This window comes from Paenibacillus amylolyticus (genome assembly GCF_001570725.1).
Taxonomy (GTDB): domain Bacteria; phylum Bacillota; class Bacilli; order Paenibacillales; family Paenibacillaceae; genus Paenibacillus; species Paenibacillus amylolyticus_A.
This window is the reverse complement of record NZ_BCNV01000015.1, coordinates 1-15,999: the sequence shown is the minus strand read 5'-3', so window position 1 is coordinate 15,999 and position 15,999 is coordinate 1. Positions and strand designations below refer to the sequence as shown.

Below are 15,999 nucleotides of genomic sequence, written 5' to 3'. Positions count from 1 at the left end.
GAATAGATAGCAGTGTACAATGACCAGAATCGATCTGGAATTGGAAGGAGAACATGTCATGGGATTGTTTGACAAGCTTCGGCGGCGCAAAAAGGAGAAGGTACCTGCAGGTGGTGCTGTCGAATCGACGAATTACAGTGAAACCATCGTGGGTTTTGTTCTGCTGGAGCGTGAAGATTGTGATTTTGACCTCTTCATTAAAAATATGAAAAACGAATGGAATATTGAGATTGAGGAACGCCCGGAGGAGGGCAATCTCTTTTTTGAAGTGAATGGAATGCAGGTGGTATGTGCCCACATTGCCGCGCCTGTGCCTGACCGTGAAGTTGAGGAGAATGCCAAACTTAACATCCTTTGGCGAGAAGCAGAGCAAGTTACCTCACGGCATCAGTCTCAGATTATTGTCTCTGTTCTGAACGCAACAGATGCTATTGAGGGACATGTTCTGTTCACTCAGACAGCGAGTGCCTTATTGCAGTTGGATCACGCGCTCGCAATATACATGGCCCCGCTTGTGGTTGAAGCCAGTCAATATGTCGACACCAGCCGTGGAATCAAGCATGATGAGATGCCTGTCTCGCTCTGGATCTTCATCGGATTATTCCAAAATGCCGAAGGCGCTTCAGCTTACACTTACGGACTACGTAACTTTGGCAAAGAAGAGATGGAGATTATGCAATCCTCGGAGTCCTTAAGCGATGTATTTGAGATGATGTTCATGACCACAACGTATGTGGTTGAAAACGACGTCACACTGCATGACGGGGAAACACTTGGTTTCTCGGCAGAACAAAAGCTAAGCATTTCCCTTTCCAAAGGTGTAGCAACGGAAGGTAACAGTTTGAAGATCGGACTCTAACTGACGTAGGACTTTCACTATATCGTGTCACCGTTGTAGAAGCCGTCCGGAGTTCATACTCTGGACGGCTTCTTAGCTATTCAACTTCCTTTCAATTGACGATATGGAAGCAATCCCTGAATTTAACTCCACTAGGAAGAAGTAGTTCATAAGAACCAAATAACTTTGATTTAAGTTTTCATTCATGCTATAAAAAGGTATAATTAATAGGCTTATAGTCTCATATTAATACATATCATTTTATTATCGAGGAGTTGCCTACATGTCTGTTAGACGTTTGGATTCAACTAAACCTATTATTGAAATTATCTGGGAAGGTATTGTTTCTCCTGAACATGTCGAACAAGCAAATACAGAAATTCAGAGAATAGCTGAACAATTGGGAAGTTCGTTTGATGTGCTAGTCGATATGCGGAACATGAAGGCTTTCCCTCAGGACACCAAAGAAAAAATCGTGGAACACCAGAAATTACTGACACAGTGGGGTATGAAGCGAGCCAGTGTAGTCGTTGGTGGTGCGATCGCCAAAATGCAATTGAATCGGATCTCCAAAGAATCGGCGCACCAGACTGAATTCCAATGGGAAACGTATGACGAAGCTTTGGCATTTTTGTTGAAATAAATAGAGATAGTACAGCGGAAGTTTAATGCGAACATGTATGTGCTGTACGTGGCAAAAGAAAGAGGCGTTTCCCATGAGGGAGCGCCTTTTTATTAATTCAGCAGAAAGATCGCAGATCCTTTAAGATTCCAAGCCACTTACACGCACCATCGTTACTGATGTACCACAGAAGCCTTCCTCCACGAACCCTAGCCGCCTATATAAACGAATCGCTTTGTTATCCGGATCTACACTGAGTGAGACTGCTTCAATTCCCTGCCGTTTGGCTTCATCCAGTGCAGTCTGAAGCAGTAAGGTACCTACGCCTTTTCCACGTGCATCTTCAGTTACAGCCATCCCCATCTCTGGCGTAGCTGCATTCACATAACCGTAACCCGCATTCTGGTCCGTATAGAATCGTAATGTTATCGAACCTAATCTTTTACCATGCTGTTCTACCGCAACATACCCGAAATCCCCTTCTCTTCCCCAGCCTTCAACATATTTGGATAGCTCAGGAGTATGTACACTTTCGAGTTGGAGCGGTTCATCGCCTTCTCGTGTATGCAGGGATGCGTATAACATCTCCCACAGAAAAGGGATATCCTGTTCTTCGATCGGACGTACATGATAGTTGGTCTTGGTCATGTTTGCTCCTCCTTCAGTTTTTCAAAAAGGCGCTCCATCTCATTTATATTGAGCTCATTAGTAATTTCGTAATCTTGAAGTTGGTCTCGTGTCTTGTACTCACTGTAAATTGAAACGGCATGCTCATTATAGAATGTCAATCCGAATCGATCGGTAAATCGACCTTCTTTATTAATGGTAAGTCGCCACTCATAGTAATATGGATTCCTTTTGGAAACGTCGAATTCCTGTACTCTTTTAAGTTCAACATCCTTCAACAGCTTCAGCATATCTCTAATCTCTTTGGGATCTGTAATCGTCACTTCATCTTCTTCATTATACGGATCTGCACTTGAAATTTTCCTAATTGTCAGTCGATCCAATCTATCCAGCATGCTCATATGATCTGTAACCTCTGCTCGAAACGTCGTATGTTTGCTGGGGATATACATAGTGTATTGACCAGAGGTATACATACGCACTGCAATAGCTACAACAACAATAATCATGACGATACTCATAATGATTTTAATTCTTTTAATCATACCGCTCTCCTCCATATACCACAAAACATATATAAAATGGTAATTAATGATACTTCCCAGTATATCATCTCACTCCTGTTGTTCCAAAGTAAATTCTTATTTACCCTGTCCATTTCGATAACGTTTTTGCCTAAACTATAGTTACTGATAATGCTTGAACGGTAGCGAAAAAATTATGTAGTCGACGTATACAAGACTTCCAGATCATGATTCCGTTTTCAGATTTAGTAATTAAAATAAATTTCTATGCTCGCTAACTAACTTGTTTGATTATCTAAAATTTAAACTAAAAATGACGATATACTTCATAAGCTCCATTCATTCTTACACATCCATGACATCCCGAGATTATACTCGGCCAGTTTTAACAAGTGAGCATTATCAACAAATCAGCTTGGAACACCATGCTCGCCACGCACGATAATATGTTATTTGAAGAAGTATAGGCATGTAATTGTTAAACGCTAGGGGGAATTGTAATGAAGCTCAAACCAAAATTAATGATTATGTTTCTGGCCGCTGTATTGATTACTGCACTACCACTGGCTTCCCTTGGCTTGGTTCAAACCGAAAAGCAAGCCACGCGTAATGTGGACTCCAAATTGAATGGCTTAATGGCCTCTTCGGCAAATCAGTTGGATGGCTGGATCAGCAGTAATGCCAAAGTCATCGAAACGTTAGGTTTTGTCATCCAGGAAGGCGTGCCTGAGGGAGAACTCACGGAAGAATACTTTAACATTATGAAGCTGGGCAGTAACAAAGAGAGTCTGTCGGATCTGTATTACGGTTCAGAGCAGGACGGCAGCTTCATGAATGGTTCAGACTGGACTCCCGATGCCGATTATGACCCAAGACAGCGTCCATGGTACCAGGAAGCGAAGCAAGCCAATCAGTTGACATACTCTGATCCTTATCTGGATATGATGTCGGAGCAATACGCGGTATCGATTGCCATGCCGGTTCAAAATAAAGAAGGCACAATGCAAGGGGTTGTCGCAGGCGACCTGTTGCTCTCTACACTTACCGATACCGTGGGGAAAATAAACCTGGACGGGTTGGGCTATACCTTTTTAATCGATAAAAACGGGCTGCTTCTGGCTCACCCTGATGATAAGCTTGTGAACACCTCAGCCGCTGATAATGCGGAGTTAAACCCGCTGTTGGTAGATATGCAGGCGAATCCGTCAGGTCAGAAGCCCTTCCAATATAATGACGAGAATTATCTATTGTTCTATCATCAGATTCCAAGCACCGGCTGGGCTGTAGGCTCCATCATCTCCGAGAAGTTGGCCTACGCTGAGTATTATGAATTGCGCAATAACTACATTCTCATTATCGGTATTACGTTGCTGGTTGTATTGGCAGGTGCCTATTGGATCGCAACACTCTTCATCAAGCCGCTGAGAAGTCTGCATGGAACGTCACGCCAAATGTCGAGTGGTGACTTTACAGGACGGGTGCAGATCAAAGGCAAAGATGAGTTCGCTGAGCTTGGCATGGCGTTCAATCAGATGTCAGATCAGCTTAGCACGCTGTTCAGACAAGTAACGGCCTCTGCTGATCGCGTACAAAGTATCTCGGGTGAGATGCAGGAGCATACGGACAACACCAAGCGCATCGCGGAGCAGATCTCCATTGCCACCGATGAACTCGCTCAAGGCTCCAGTACACAGGCTGAATCGGTGTATGATGGCTCAAGCCGTCTGTCGGAGATGAGCAATAGTGTGGGCGGTATTAATCGCAGTGTGGAGCAGTCCGTAACGATGATGCGCGAAGCAGGAGAAGCCATGCTGGCTGGACTGCAGGCGGTAGATCACCAGGTGGAACTTTCGGATGGCAACCGTCAATCCATCGACCGCGTAGGTGAATCGATCACCCTACTGGCAGACAAATCACAGAAGATTGAAGACATCGTCAGCATGATTCAAGGTATCGCCTCCCAGACCAACCTGCTTGCCTTGAACGCTTCCATTGAAGCGGCCAGAGCGGGTGAACATGGACGTGGATTCGCGGTGGTTGCCGAGGAAGTACGCAAACTGGCTGAACAATCCGCAGGATCTGCTCAGGATATCATCGTGTTGCTGAATGAAATCCAGGCGGCTAGTCGTCAAAGTGTGAGCGAGGTTGATTCTGCTGAACATGGTATTGAGCAGCAGGTCGCTGCGGTGCATGAGATGCGAAATTCGTTTATGCGAATCAAACAATCCATTGAAGGCATCGACAACCAGCTTCAGCAGGTATCATCTGCAACAACTGAACTGGACAGCAGCTCGGGCAAAATTGCTGAAGTGATCTCCAGCGTAGCGGCCATGTCGCAACAGAGCGCCGCTTCCACAGAAGAGGTTGCTTCCTCTACGCAGGAACAGTTCAATTACATTACGAGTATCTCGGAGCGCTCCAATGAACTGGCTCAACAAGCTAATACGCTCGCCGAGGAAGTGAAGAAGTTCAAGATTTAAATCAACAAGCCGCGTTCTCCCATTGGGGGAACGCGGCTTGTTTGTTACATTGTTATGTTACATATTCCGAATGAGGGATGATACGGCACCCGTATCTGGATAAAAGATATGACACAAGTAAGCTTGGCCTCACGGCTGATTAGCGTATGCTGGAACCCTCATAGTTTCAGCCACTTACACGGCCTGCTGATTCTCGGATAACCAGTTCGGGCTTCAGCACAATTTTCTGCGGCTCTTTACGCTCATCCTTCAACTCTTCAATCAACAGATCTACAGCGCGATGTCCCAGATCTTCAATCGGCTGAGCAACAGTTGTAAGTGGTGGACTGGTTACCGAGGCCAGAATGGTGTTATCAAATCCGATAATGGACAAATCCTCTGGCACGCGTAGACCCAGTTCTTTGGCTGCTTGAAGTGCACCAATAGCCTGAATGTCATTACAGCAGAACAAGCCTGTAGGATGCTCGATCTCACTGAGCAGCAGTAGCGCCTCTTTTTTGGCCGAGCTCAGATCAGCTGCCGATTCTCGAATCTGACTCAGTTCCAGCGTATGACCTGCCTTGATCAGTGTTTCACGGAATCCACGTACACGTTCCTGACTGCTGCTGACTTTGGACGGTTCCGACAGCACTGCTACACGGGTGTGACCAAGTTCAAGCAGATGTTCCGCTGCGAGTCTTCCACCGAGAATGTCATCAATGGTGACTGTATGAACCGACAGGGACGGCATATGACGGGCAATCAAAGCGACAGGGATGGACTGCTGCAAGAGAGGTGACAAAATTTCGGCATTATCGATTCCGGTTCCGATCATCATGCCATCTACCCTTTTTTGCTGAAGCAGATTCAGATAACGCTCTACCCGCTCGTCCTTATTGTCGGTACTGCAGATGACCACACTGTAGCCCAACTGACGGCTTCGATCCTCGACTGCTCTAGCGAGTTCTGCAAAATACGGGTTGGAAATATCCGGTACAAGTAGTCCCAGTGTATACGTCTGCTTGCCTGTAAGTGCAGCTGCGATCGCGCTGGGCTGATAGTGAAGGCGTTCCATGATCTCCATAATCTCGGCGCGTCGCTTCTCACTGATCTTACCTTTGCCATTAATGACCTGCGAGACGGTTGCAATGGATACACCCGCCTCGCGTGCTATATCGTATATGGTTGCTTTCATTGTTTTTTCCCCATTTGTGCTATATATAAATTGCGTTATACATAGATAATTGTTCTCTTCTCATTATGCAGGGGGAAGTCTGCATACGCAACTTGAAGCGAGCACAATGTGCGTAGCAGGAACTGTTTTACTTTTTCATCAACCACTCATGGTCAGGGTCGTTATGGAATTTCCATGTCCGAGTTGGGCCAGCCATCACGTTCAGATAGTAGACCTCATACCCCGGAGGAGCACCTACCGGATGATATCCGTCCGGAACAAGCACCACTTCCCCGTTCTTCACTGCTAGCGTCTCATCCACAGAGCGATCATCCGTGTATATACGCTGAATGGCAAAGCCCTGCTCAGGCTGCACACGGAAATAATACGTTTCCTCCAGCAAAGATTCATCCGGGAGTGCGTCCCGATCATGCTTATGTGGCGGGTAACTGGACCAATGCCCATCTGGTGTGAACACCTCAACAACGAGCAGACTGTCCGCTTCCTTTTGTTCCGGCAAAATGTTGTGAATCTGGCGCTCCAGATTGCCATATCCTCTCGCCTCTACCCCTACATCTTCGGGTGCAATGAGACGAGCAGGGTAAGTGCCTTTTCCTGGCGCAACACATATAGCGATTTCTAATTCGGTACATGCTGTGATCTGCACTTGATCGGAAGTTGATACGTAGACCGAATACGGCGGAATTTTCTCAAAAACACTCATTCTCTTCCCGATATTATCCCATGTGTTCTCCCGGGTACTCACATTGGCGAAACCACTGAGAAGCACCACACAGAGTTCCTGATCACCGCTCTCACGGGTTAGCGTCTCCCCCTCCGCCAGCTTCGCTACCTGAAAGCCAACATATTCCCACCCCGCCGACTCCGGTGTTACGTTTATAAGCGTACCGTCCCCCTCCGGATTGACCACGGGTTTCACAATACGTTCTGACATCTTGCCATCCACTCCTTTCTGTAGTCGTCCACAACAACCTGATGCATATAAAAACAAGAACTTTGACTATTCATGCGCTCTATTCAAAAAAGTGACTTTAATCATCTACCTATGGCGTTGCCGTTTGCGATTCCAGCGACACCCCAGGGACTTCACTCAGCTTCACAGGTCTTCCCTGCTCCATGGACATCTTCGCTGCCAGCGCAATTCGTTCTGCCTGTACTGCATCATGGCCATCTACGATAACCGCTGTATCATGAATGATTGCATCGATAAAGAGGGCTGTCTCCTGTACATACGCTTCATTGTAGCGTTCCAGGAAAAAGTGTAACGGTTTGTCGCGCATCAGCCCGGCCGCTGTACTGATCTCAGCCGTATTCGGATGATCATTCGCTGCTGCGGCGCTGCCCATCGAACCAAATACTTCAACACGCTGATCGTATCCGTATACAGCCTGACGGCTGTTGTCAATAACACCAATTGCACCGTTGGTAAACGTCATCGTTACAATCGCTGTATCCACGTCACCATGTTCTGCAAAGACCGGATTAATCAGCACATTGCCCTGGGCGTATACTTCTTCCACTTCACTCCCGGACAGATAGCGGGCCATGTCAAAATCATGAATCATCATGTCCATGAAGATCCCGCCAGATACCCGGATGTATTCCGCAGGCGGCGGACTCGGGTCACGAGACGTAATTTTGATAATATGCGGATCACCGATCGTACCATCCTGCACATGTGCACGTACACGTCTGAAGTTGTGATCGAAGCGGCGGTTAAATCCGATTTGCAGCTTCACGCCAGCCTTCTGTACCGCTGCTACAGCCGCTTGGGTCTGTGCTAGATCCATGCTGACCGGCTTCTCGCAGAAGATATGTTTGCCTGCCTTGGCGGCCTGTTCGATCAGCGGCACATGTGTATCGGTTGAAGAACAGATCAGCACCGCGTCTACATTAGGCATCGAGATCAACTGACTGCTATCCGTTGTTACAACTGGGATGCCCCGACTGGAGGCCCAAGCCTCCAATTCAGGACCTGCAAACAAGTCACTGATTCCCACAATCTCGGCATGCGGGTTGCGCAGGAGATTGTCTGCATGAATTTTGCCGATCCGTCCAGCACCGATGATGCCAATTCTCACTTTGTCCTTGCCCATTCCGTTATCCTCCCTATGTGCGTCCATGTGGGCTGTGCGTTCCCCTTAGCCCGAGTTATACTCTGGTTGTTACCAGCGCGCCGTTACCATCTTCTTGCGAGTGTAGAATTCAACACCATCCGTGCCATTGGCATGCAGATCACCGTAGAAGGATTTCTTCCACCCGGAAAACGGGAAGAATGCCATTGGCGCAGGTACGCCCAGGTTAATGCCCAACATGCCCGCATCAATCGTTTCACGGAATTGACGCATACTCGCCCCGCTGCGGGTGAACAGACACGCCCCGTTGGCAAAGTCTGAACGATTCGCCAGTTCTACCGCTTCCTCCAGCGTAGACACTCTTGCCACCGAGAGTACTGGAGCAAAGATTTCATCCTTCCAGATTTTCATATTGCTATCAACTTGGTCGAATACCGTTGGCCCCACAAAATAACCAGATTCACTTGTCGCCTGATCTTTGCGTCCATCCCGGATCAATGCAGCGCCTTCCTGCTCTCCGGATTCAATGTAACTGAGTGTACGCTCTTTATGTGGTCCACGGATGACAGGACCAAGGAACACACCCTCATCCATACCGTTACCAATAGTAATACGATCTGCTGCTTCTACCAGCTTTTGTACGAGTGTGTCAGCCACATCACCCACAGCCACAACAACCGAACATGCCATGCAACGTTCCCCTGCTGAACCAAAAGCTGCACTGGTAATCTCTTTCACCGTCAGATCGAGATCGGCGTCCGGCATAACGATGGAGTGGTTCTTGGCACCCGCGAGTGCCTGTACCCGTTTGCCATGCTTGGATGCAGTAGTGTAGACGTACTCAGCCACAGGTTGTGATCCGACAAAGGAGATCGCTTGAATATCCTTATGTTCCAGCAGCCCGTTCACGACATCATGCGCACCGTGAACGATGTTGAGCACGCCGTCCGGAAGCCCCGCTTCCTTGAACAGTTCTGCCAAGCGGCCTGCCAGTAGCGGTGTGCGCTCGGACGGCTTCAGGACAAAGGTGTTACCGCACGCAATAGCCAGCGGGAACATCCAGCACGGTACCATCATCGGGAAGTTGAATGGGGTAATTCCCCCAATAACACCAATCGGGTAGCGGTACATGCCCGACTCCAGTCCTGTCGCGATGTCAGGCAGTTGTTTGCCCATCATCAGATTCGGGGCACCTGCCGCGAACTCGACGCATTCAATGCCACGCAATACCTCGCCGTACGCTTCGGCATAACTTTTACCGTTCTCCAGCGTCACCAGGCGAGCGAGCTCTTCCCAATGTTCCACCAGCAGCTGCTGGTAGCGGAACAGAATACGTGCACGGCGTGGAACCGGTGTGCCGCTCCAGGACTTGAACGCTTCTCGTGCTGTCTGAACCGCCAGATCCACGTCCGCTTGTTCGGACAGTGGCACATGTGCAATGACTTCTTCCGTCGCCGGATTCACAACCGGCTCCGTACGAGTTGACGCTGGGGTTACCCAGGCACCTCCGATCCAGTTTTGTACCATTGTCGCTGTTGCAGACGCTTCAGAAATTCCTTTTCCCATAGCCCTGTCTCCCTTCGCTTATGTGTGATCCCTTATGTTGAACTTATATCATTGATGTTGATCTGTATGAGTGTGTTAATCAAAGTATTGCAACGTGCTTCAAGACACGGTAATCTCGCCCCGATTGCAACGTTCGATGTAGTCATTTACCTGTTCCACCGTTGGCATCGCATCCGAACAGCTGTGGCTCGAAATGACGATACTTGCTGCGCCACTGCCGTACGCCATACTGCGCTCAATCGTCCAGCCCTGCATCAATCCATACAGGAACCCTGCCGCATAAGAATCGCCTGCACCGAACGTTTTGACCACTTTTGCCGGATAGCTGTCCGCACGGTGGGAAAGCCCTTCACGCGTATAAGCAATGGAACCTTCCTTGCCATGTTTGATTACAACGATGTTCGCTGAGAAATCGAACCATTTCTGCGCAGTCACCTGATCGCTATGATCCGGATTGTGGTCGAATGTCTCCATCATGTCGAACTCTTCACGTGTGCCCAGAATGATATCGCATTTCTCGGCTGCGAGGTTATAATAGACCGCCGTCTCTTCGTCCGATGTCCATGTGTATGGGCGATAGTCCAGATCAAACACAATAACTGTGCCATGTTTTTTCGCATACGTAAGTGCCTGTAATACGGCTTCACGGGATGGGCTCTGCGCGAGGGCTGTACCTGAGATTAGCAGCACTTTGGAGTCAGAAATTAACTGCTCCTGCACCTCTTGCGCCTGTAATAACAGATCAGCTACATTGTCCCGGTACATTAGGATACTGCAATCCGTTGGGCTTTTGATTTCGGTAAAAGCGAGCCCTGTCACCGCTCCGGTGTCATCTGTAACTACATTCGATGTGTCGATGCCGTTCTTCTCCAGATAACTCTGGATGAATCTGCCCATTTGGTCACCCGCGATCTTACCGATAAAAGCTGTCTCCATACCCAGTCTGGACATGCCAATCGTAATATTGGCCGGAGAGCCACCCACATATTTCGTAAACGTCATCGTCTCTTCCATTGGGCGATTGATCTCATTGGCATTCAAGTCGATACACAGACGGCCAATCGCGGTAAAATCCTTCTTCCTGGATACGGGAAAGGATACGTAAGTCATTGCATGTGAGCCCCTTTCTGTGGTGGGATTTTACATGTTGTATATGGATATCTAGACTAGTTACTCATTCCATCGTGAGGATTACTACACGGCTGGAGTAGGTCAGTTTATTTTCCAATCGTAACGTTATACTCTTACTGGCCTTCTTCCTTTTTCACTTCATGGGTATGGTCCTCTCCCCATCGCTATGCCTATATCAGCTATGCTGGAATAAGGACTCCATATAGTTCAAGGAGCGTTTGGCGTACTCATACGGGTTATGAATCGCCGGATCCTGCTCTCCCTCAAGCATCGCCCAGCCATCGTACCCTCGTGTGATCAGTTCTTGCAGAATAGGAGCAAAGTCAATGCATCCATCCCCTGGTACAGTGAACACCCCTCTACGAATACAGCCGACAAAGTCGGATTGCTCCGCGCGTGCTTCATCAAGCACATGCGGGCGGATATCTTTCAGATGGATATAGGCGATCCGATCATAATGTTTACGCAGCAGTTCAAGTGGATCGGCTCCGCCATAGTAGGCATGACCTGTGTCATAGAGCAGATACACGAGAGAAGGATCGGTTAGCTCCATCAGTCGGTCGATCTCATCCGGTTGTTCTACCACCGTGCCTCCATGATGATGATACGTAAGCTTCAACCCGTGTTCACGGGCAATGGCTCCTGCTTCATTCAACCCTTCAGCGAGGATATGCCATTCAGATTCGCTGAGTCTGAGCACTTCTTTTTCATTCGGTGTCCGTCTTGGATCAAAATGAAGTGATCCGCCTACCTCCGCCGTACTGATCACCTTACTGCCCATGGATTGCAGAAATTCCGCATGTCTGCGATAATTGTCCAACTCCGACTGACGATACGTCGGATCGGAGAACAGTACCGATTTCCACTGAGAGACCAGATTAATATTCCTTTTACTCAATTCCTCACGCAGTATAGCAGGATCGGTTGGATACTTACGTCCCATCTCTGTACCTGTCAGCCCAAGACGCTGAATGTCATCCAGAATCTGTGCACACGTTGTCGCATCACCATGCTCCTTCACATCTTCACCGACCCAATTGATCGGATGAATCCCAAGCTGGAATGGCAGCTTGCTCATTGCTCCACGTCTCCTTTGTCGTTCAACATTGTGGTTCACTATATCAAACCGGATTAGATGAGTCTTGCTTTGGCACGGTTGGCTTGCATGGTGTGATGAGCATGCACTACCTTTTCCTCGGTAGACACTTCTGGCACACCTACATTCCACCACGACTCGTATCCACCTGCATTGGTTCCAGGCACAACCGGAATTTCAATCAACGTACTCACCGTTTCGTTCTTCGCATCTCGGAGTGCCTGTTCCAGCTGTTCTGCTGTCTCGGCTCTATAGGATTTGGCTCCCATGCTTCGGGCGTGAGCTGCAAAGTCCATTGGCATGTAATCCCCGGTCAATCGTCCACTCTCGGATTCCCGATAACGGAACTCATTGCCGAACCCGTCACTACCATGTTCCCGCTGCAAATTATGAATACATTGGAATCCATTGTTGTTGAATAATAAAATAGTCATCTTCTTCTGTTCCTGCAAACTGGTCACAAATTCCGAATGCAGCATCAGATAACTGCCATCCCCTACCATTGCGTACACTTCACGATCCGGCTCGGCAAGTGCTGCTCCGAACGCTCCACTTACCTCGTACCCCATACAGGAGAATCCATACTCCATGTGATACGTCTTTGGTTCAGCCGCACGCCACAAACGATGCAGATCGCCTGGCAGACTGCCTGCCGCACACACAATGACGGAGGATGGATCAATCGTCCGGTTAACTACGCCGACTGCTGTAGTCTGCGCGAGCCCAGCTTCATGTTGTGCTCCATACAGCCGATCTACTTCTGCATTCCACTCAACTCGGAGGTCAGCGACTTCGGATGCGCCATATGCACTGCGGTATTGTCTTTGCTGCAATTCCTTTTGTAAAGCCTGCAACCCTTCACGTGCATCGGCCAGAATGGCTTCCCCACCTAGCTTGGCGGCATCCATGCTGTTTAGGTTAATGTTGATGAATGACGCTTCCGGATGCTGAAAAGCAGAGCGGGACGCCGTCGTGAAATCCGAGAACCGGGTACCGACGCCGATCACCACATCCGCTTCTCTCGCCAGCCTGTTGGCTGCCAGAGAGCCAGTAACTCCGATGGCCCCCACATTCAATGGGTGGTCCCAAGAGACTGCGCTCTTACCCGCCTGCGTCTCGGCGATCGGAATACCAAATGCCTCGGCGAACTCCACTAATTGAGCAGATGCCTCAGAGTACAACACACCGCCGCCTGCAACGAGCAGTGGTTTTCTGCCACGGGCAATCTGCTGCGTTGCCCGTTCAATGGCTGCCTGTACCGGCGGTCGACGGTCCAGATAATGTACTTTGCGTGCAAAGAACGATTCCGGGTAATCGTACGCCTCCGCCTGCACATCCTGTGGCAGTGCGAGTGTTACTGCTCCGGTCTCTGCTGGGTCGGTTAGCACACGCATGGCCTGTGTAGCAGCGATCATCAACTGTTCGGGACGAACGATGCGATCCCAGTACTTACTGACGGCTTTGAATGGATCAGTAGCTGAAATTGTATAATCACTGCTTATTTCCAACTGCTGTAGCACCGGGTCTGGTTCCCGTGTAGCAAAGTTATCTCCAGGAAGCAATAAAACCGGAATCCGGTTCACCGTTGCGGTAGCTGCTGCCGTAATCATATTCAAAGCACCAGGTCCAATGGATGTTGTACATGCATAGATCTGTCTGCGGTTCTTCTGCTTGGCATAGGCTGCTGCCGTATGCACCATGCCTTGTTCGTTCTTCCCTTGCATATACGTCAGGCTTCCGGGACTACGCTCCAGCGCTTCTCCAATGCCTGTTACGTTGCCGTGTCCAAAAATACCGATGATGCCCTTCACAAACTTGGTTTCCACCCCGTCAACCGAGATATATTGCTGATCCAAAAATCGAAGCAATGCCTGAGCCATCGTCAGTCGAATTGTTGTCATGAAATGATCGCCATCCTTTCCTCTACGGGTTAAGCGCTTAATCTAAGTTAAGTTTAAGCGCCTTACCCCTAAAGGTTAAGCGCTTAATTGATATGGTATTACAGGCTGGTGATTTACGCAAGCTATTTTTGTAAGCGTTTTTATAAAATGTGATAAAGAAGCTTAGATTTAGTGTTGGAGGATGTGTTGTGCTAGACATGTTCCATTTGAGAAATTTCCACAATTACTAAGAGTTATGAGAGGAACGATCTCTCGTGAGGATTGGATACATACTGGTACATGCTAGTGAGCTATATAATCTGTGATCATGGTGTACTACAACGGCCAATATACCTATGAACGCAAAAAAAGAAAGAGACGGTGAGTACCATCTCTTTCTTTACAATATTTAAGCGGGTGATGGGAATCGAACCCACGCTATTAGCTTGGAAGGCTAAAGTTCTACCATTGAACTACACCCGCATAACAACAATCGGGATGACACGATTTGAACATGCGACCCCCTGGTCCCAAACCAGGTGCTCTACCAAGCTGAGCTACATCCCGTTATCTATACCGGCGAGAGGACTCGAACCTCCACGGTTTCCCACTCGATTTTGAGTCGAGCGCGTCTGCCATTCCGCCACGCCGGCAAAATATGAAGTTATAATGGCGCGCCCTGAGAGATTCGAACTCCCGGCCTTTTGATTCGTAGTCAAACGCTCTATCGCTCGAACCTTCGACACCCTGATTAAAAGTCAGGTGCTCTACCAACTGAGCTAATGACTCATAGAAAAACTGGTGGAGGATGATGGATTCGAACCACCGAACCCGTACGGGAGCAGATTTACAGTCTGATGCGTTTGGCCGCTTCGCTAATCCTCCAGAATTACATGGTGCCGGCGAGAGGACTTGAACCCCCAACCTACTGATTACAAGTCAGTTGCTCTACCAGTTGAGCTACACCGGCGTATTACAGGTGTTATATATGGTGGCTCGGGACGGAATCGAACCGCCGACACGAGGATTTTCAGTCCTCTGCTCTACCGACTGAGCTACCGAGCCTTACTTAATTAAAAAATGGCGGAACCGACGGGATTCGAACCCGCGATCTCCTGCGTGACAGGCAGGCATGTTAGGCCAACTACACCACGGTTCCATAATACTTTCTCAAGGAAAGTTAATTGCGGGGGCAGGATTTGAACCTGCGGCCTTCGGGTTATGAGCCCGACGAGCTACCGGGCTGCTCCACCCCGCGTCGTTATAAAAGTTAAAAGTTATATGGTGGAGGCTGAGGGGATCGAACCCCCGACCCTCTGCTTGTAAGGCAGATGCTCTCCCAGCTGAGCTAAGCCTCCATCTATATGACCCGTAGGGGATTCGAACCCCTGTTACCTCCGTGAAAGGGAGGTGTCTTAACCCCTTGACCAACGGGCCTTACTGGCTCCCCGAACAGGGCTCGAACCTGTGACAACTCGATTAACAGTCGAGTGCTCTACCAACTGAGCTATCAGGGAATGGTGGAGCCAAGCGGGATCGAACCGCTGACCTCCTGCTTGCAAGGCAGGCGCTCTCCCAGCTGAGCTATGGCCCCATACACTGGTGTATTTCTTGTTGTGGTCTTGCTATGGGCCCTGGTGGACTCGAACCACCGGCCTCACCCTTATCAGAGGTGCGCTCTAACCAACTGAGCTAAGGGCCCTTATCAATTTTCGAAAAAAAATACCCCAATGGGGTTTCGCTTGGCGGCGTCCTACTCTCCCAGGACCCTGCGGTCCAAGTACCATCGGCGCTAGAGGGCTTAACGGTCGTGTTCGGGATGGGTACGTGTGGAACCCCTCCGCCATCGCCACCAAACGCGTAGCTTACATTTCAGAGTTGTTGTTCTCTGAAAACTAGATTCGAAACGAAACACGCGATCAGAACTTGCATATTGGATAAGCCCTCGACCGATTAGTACTGGTCAGCTCCATGCATTGCTGCACT

At 48.9% G+C, this 15,999-nt stretch carries 12 protein-coding genes, 13 tRNA genes and 1 rRNA gene; 3 read left to right on the top strand and 23 right to left on the bottom strand.

Annotated features, from left to right (window positions below; translation table 11 throughout):
• Window positions 1-19: 19 nt before the first annotated feature.
• Together PAHA3_RS29625 and PAHA3_RS29620 are read left to right on the top strand one after the other, a co-directional pair.
• On the top strand, window positions 20-859 hold the full coding sequence (locus PAHA3_RS29625; protein WP_082763052.1) for a DUF4261 domain-containing protein: 840 nt from the start codon (window positions 20-22) through the stop codon (window positions 857-859).
• Between the two features lie 262 nt (window positions 860-1,121).
• Window positions 1,122-1,481: a hypothetical protein gene (locus tag PAHA3_RS29620; RefSeq protein WP_062838163.1), complete on the top strand. Its 360-nt coding sequence runs from the start codon at window positions 1,122-1,124 to the stop codon at window positions 1,479-1,481.
• A 120-nt stretch (window positions 1,482-1,601) separates the two neighbouring features.
• Here the strand turns inward: PAHA3_RS29620 and PAHA3_RS29615 are convergent, their stop codons facing one another.
• A complete protein-coding gene (locus tag PAHA3_RS29615; protein WP_062838162.1) occupies window positions 1,602-2,108 on the bottom strand; it encodes a GNAT family N-acetyltransferase in 507 nt (168 codons plus the stop codon).
• A complete protein-coding gene (locus PAHA3_RS29610) occupies window positions 2,105-2,632 on the bottom strand; it encodes a hypothetical protein (protein WP_062838161.1) in 528 nt (175 codons plus the stop codon). Before PAHA3_RS29610 ends, PAHA3_RS29615 begins: the two co-directional genes overlap by 4 nt.
• A gap of 479 nt (window positions 2,633-3,111) precedes the next feature.
• Between PAHA3_RS29610 and PAHA3_RS29605 the strand changes: the two genes are divergently transcribed.
• On the top strand, window positions 3,112-5,091 hold the full coding sequence (locus PAHA3_RS29605; RefSeq protein ID WP_062838160.1) for a methyl-accepting chemotaxis protein: 1,980 nt from the start codon (window positions 3,112-3,114) through the stop codon (window positions 5,089-5,091).
• Between the two features lie 166 nt (window positions 5,092-5,257).
• Here PAHA3_RS29605 and PAHA3_RS29600 read toward each other — a convergent pair whose 3' ends face one another.
• From PAHA3_RS29600 to rrf, 21 genes are all read right to left on the bottom strand, one after another.
• Complete coding sequence (locus tag PAHA3_RS29600; protein WP_062838159.1) at window positions 5,258-6,265, bottom strand: LacI family DNA-binding transcriptional regulator; 1,008 nt, start codon at window positions 6,263-6,265, stop codon at window positions 5,258-5,260.
• A 127-nt stretch (window positions 6,266-6,392) separates the two neighbouring features.
• Window positions 6,393-7,199 carry a 5-deoxy-glucuronate isomerase gene (iolB, locus tag PAHA3_RS29595; protein WP_062838158.1) on the bottom strand — a complete coding sequence of 269 codons (807 nt, stop codon included), beginning with the start codon at window positions 7,197-7,199 and terminating at the stop codon, window positions 6,393-6,395.
• Between the two features lie 109 nt (window positions 7,200-7,308).
• A complete protein-coding gene (gene iolG, locus PAHA3_RS29590; RefSeq protein WP_062838157.1) occupies window positions 7,309-8,361 on the bottom strand; it encodes an inositol 2-dehydrogenase in 1,053 nt (350 codons plus the stop codon).
• Between the two features lie 69 nt (window positions 8,362-8,430).
• The gene (locus tag PAHA3_RS29585) at window positions 8,431-9,906 is read right to left on the bottom strand and encodes a CoA-acylating methylmalonate-semialdehyde dehydrogenase (protein ID WP_305778500.1); all 1,476 of its coding nucleotides are present in this window, start codon (window positions 9,904-9,906) and stop codon (window positions 8,431-8,433) included.
• A 99-nt stretch (window positions 9,907-10,005) separates the two neighbouring features.
• Window positions 10,006-11,016, bottom strand: coding sequence for a 5-dehydro-2-deoxygluconokinase (iolC, locus tag PAHA3_RS29580; protein ID WP_062838156.1), 1,011 nt, complete (start codon window positions 11,014-11,016; stop codon window positions 10,006-10,008).
• A 196-nt stretch (window positions 11,017-11,212) separates the two neighbouring features.
• Entirely contained in the window at window positions 11,213-12,115 is a 903-nt protein-coding gene (iolE, locus tag PAHA3_RS29575; protein ID WP_062838155.1) for a myo-inosose-2 dehydratase, read from the bottom strand.
• Window positions 12,116-12,168: 53 nt separating this feature from the next.
• Window positions 12,169-14,034 carry a 3D-(3,5/4)-trihydroxycyclohexane-1,2-dione acylhydrolase (decyclizing) gene (gene iolD / locus PAHA3_RS29570; protein WP_062838154.1) on the bottom strand — a complete coding sequence of 622 codons (1,866 nt, stop codon included), beginning with the start codon at window positions 14,032-14,034 and terminating at the stop codon, window positions 12,169-12,171.
• 391 nt (window positions 14,035-14,425) lie between these two features.
• Window positions 14,426-14,496, bottom strand: a tRNA-Gly gene (locus tag PAHA3_RS29565).
• Between the two features lie 10 nt (window positions 14,497-14,506).
• Window positions 14,507-14,580, bottom strand: a tRNA-Pro gene (locus PAHA3_RS29560).
• 7 nt (window positions 14,581-14,587) lie between these two features.
• Window positions 14,588-14,666 (bottom strand) — tRNA-Leu (locus PAHA3_RS29555).
• Window positions 14,667-14,812: 146 nt separating this feature from the next.
• Window positions 14,813-14,898, bottom strand: a tRNA-Tyr gene (locus PAHA3_RS29545).
• Window positions 14,899-14,907: 9 nt separating this feature from the next.
• A tRNA-Thr gene (locus PAHA3_RS29540) sits at window positions 14,908-14,983 on the bottom strand.
• A 19-nt stretch (window positions 14,984-15,002) separates the two neighbouring features.
• Window positions 15,003-15,078, bottom strand: a tRNA-Phe gene (locus PAHA3_RS29535).
• Between the two features lie 16 nt (window positions 15,079-15,094).
• A tRNA-Asp gene (locus PAHA3_RS29530) sits at window positions 15,095-15,172 on the bottom strand.
• Window positions 15,173-15,197: 25 nt separating this feature from the next.
• Window positions 15,198-15,271: transfer RNA gene (locus PAHA3_RS29525), tRNA-Met, on the bottom strand.
• 24 nt (window positions 15,272-15,295) lie between these two features.
• Window positions 15,296-15,371: transfer RNA gene (locus tag PAHA3_RS29520), tRNA-Val, on the bottom strand.
• A 7-nt stretch (window positions 15,372-15,378) separates the two neighbouring features.
• Window positions 15,379-15,450, bottom strand: a tRNA-Glu gene (locus PAHA3_RS29515).
• Window positions 15,451-15,454: 4 nt separating this feature from the next.
• A tRNA-Asn gene (locus tag PAHA3_RS29510) sits at window positions 15,455-15,530 on the bottom strand.
• Window position 15,531: 1 nt separating this feature from the next.
• Window positions 15,532-15,607 (bottom strand) — tRNA-Ala (locus PAHA3_RS29505).
• A 34-nt stretch (window positions 15,608-15,641) separates the two neighbouring features.
• Window positions 15,642-15,715 (bottom strand) — tRNA-Ile (locus tag PAHA3_RS29500).
• Window positions 15,716-15,753: 38 nt separating this feature from the next.
• Window positions 15,754-15,870 (bottom strand): 5S ribosomal RNA (gene rrf / locus PAHA3_RS29495).
• Window positions 15,871-15,999 lie beyond the last annotated feature (129 nt).

What these genes read in the sequence shown, in the direction of transcription:
- PAHA3_RS29610 (WP_062838161.1), bottom strand. Translation starts at nt 2,632, where the DNA reads ATGATTAAAAGAATTAAAATCATTATGAGTATCGTCATGATTATTGTT.
- PAHA3_RS29625 (WP_082763052.1), top strand. Translation starts at nt 20, where the DNA reads ATGACCAGAATCGATCTGGAATTGGAAGGAGAACATGTCATGGGATTG.
- iolE (WP_062838155.1), bottom strand. Translation starts at nt 12,115, where the DNA reads ATGAGCAAGCTGCCATTCCAGCTTGGGATTCATCCGATCAATTGGGTC.
- PAHA3_RS29615 (WP_062838162.1), bottom strand. Translation starts at nt 2,108, where the DNA reads ATGACCAAGACCAACTATCATGTACGTCCGATCGAAGAACAGGATATC.
- iolG (WP_062838157.1), bottom strand. Translation starts at nt 8,361, where the DNA reads ATGGGCAAGGACAAAGTGAGAATTGGCATCATCGGTGCTGGACGGATC.
- PAHA3_RS29585 (WP_305778500.1), bottom strand. Translation starts at nt 9,906, where the DNA reads ATGGGAAAAGGAATTTCTGAAGCGTCTGCAACAGCGACAATGGTACAA.
- PAHA3_RS29600 (WP_062838159.1), bottom strand. Translation starts at nt 6,265, where the DNA reads ATGAAAGCAACCATATACGATATAGCACGCGAGGCGGGTGTATCCATT.
- iolB (WP_062838158.1), bottom strand. Translation starts at nt 7,199, where the DNA reads ATGTCAGAACGTATTGTGAAACCCGTGGTCAATCCGGAGGGGGACGGT.
- iolC (WP_062838156.1), bottom strand. Translation starts at nt 11,016, where the DNA reads ATGACTTACGTATCCTTTCCCGTATCCAGGAAGAAGGATTTTACCGCG.
- PAHA3_RS29620 (WP_062838163.1), top strand. Translation starts at nt 1,122, where the DNA reads ATGTCTGTTAGACGTTTGGATTCAACTAAACCTATTATTGAAATTATC.
- iolD (WP_062838154.1), bottom strand. Translation starts at nt 14,034, where the DNA reads ATGACAACAATTCGACTGACGATGGCTCAGGCATTGCTTCGATTTTTG.
- PAHA3_RS29605 (WP_062838160.1), top strand. Translation starts at nt 3,112, where the DNA reads ATGAAGCTCAAACCAAAATTAATGATTATGTTTCTGGCCGCTGTATTG.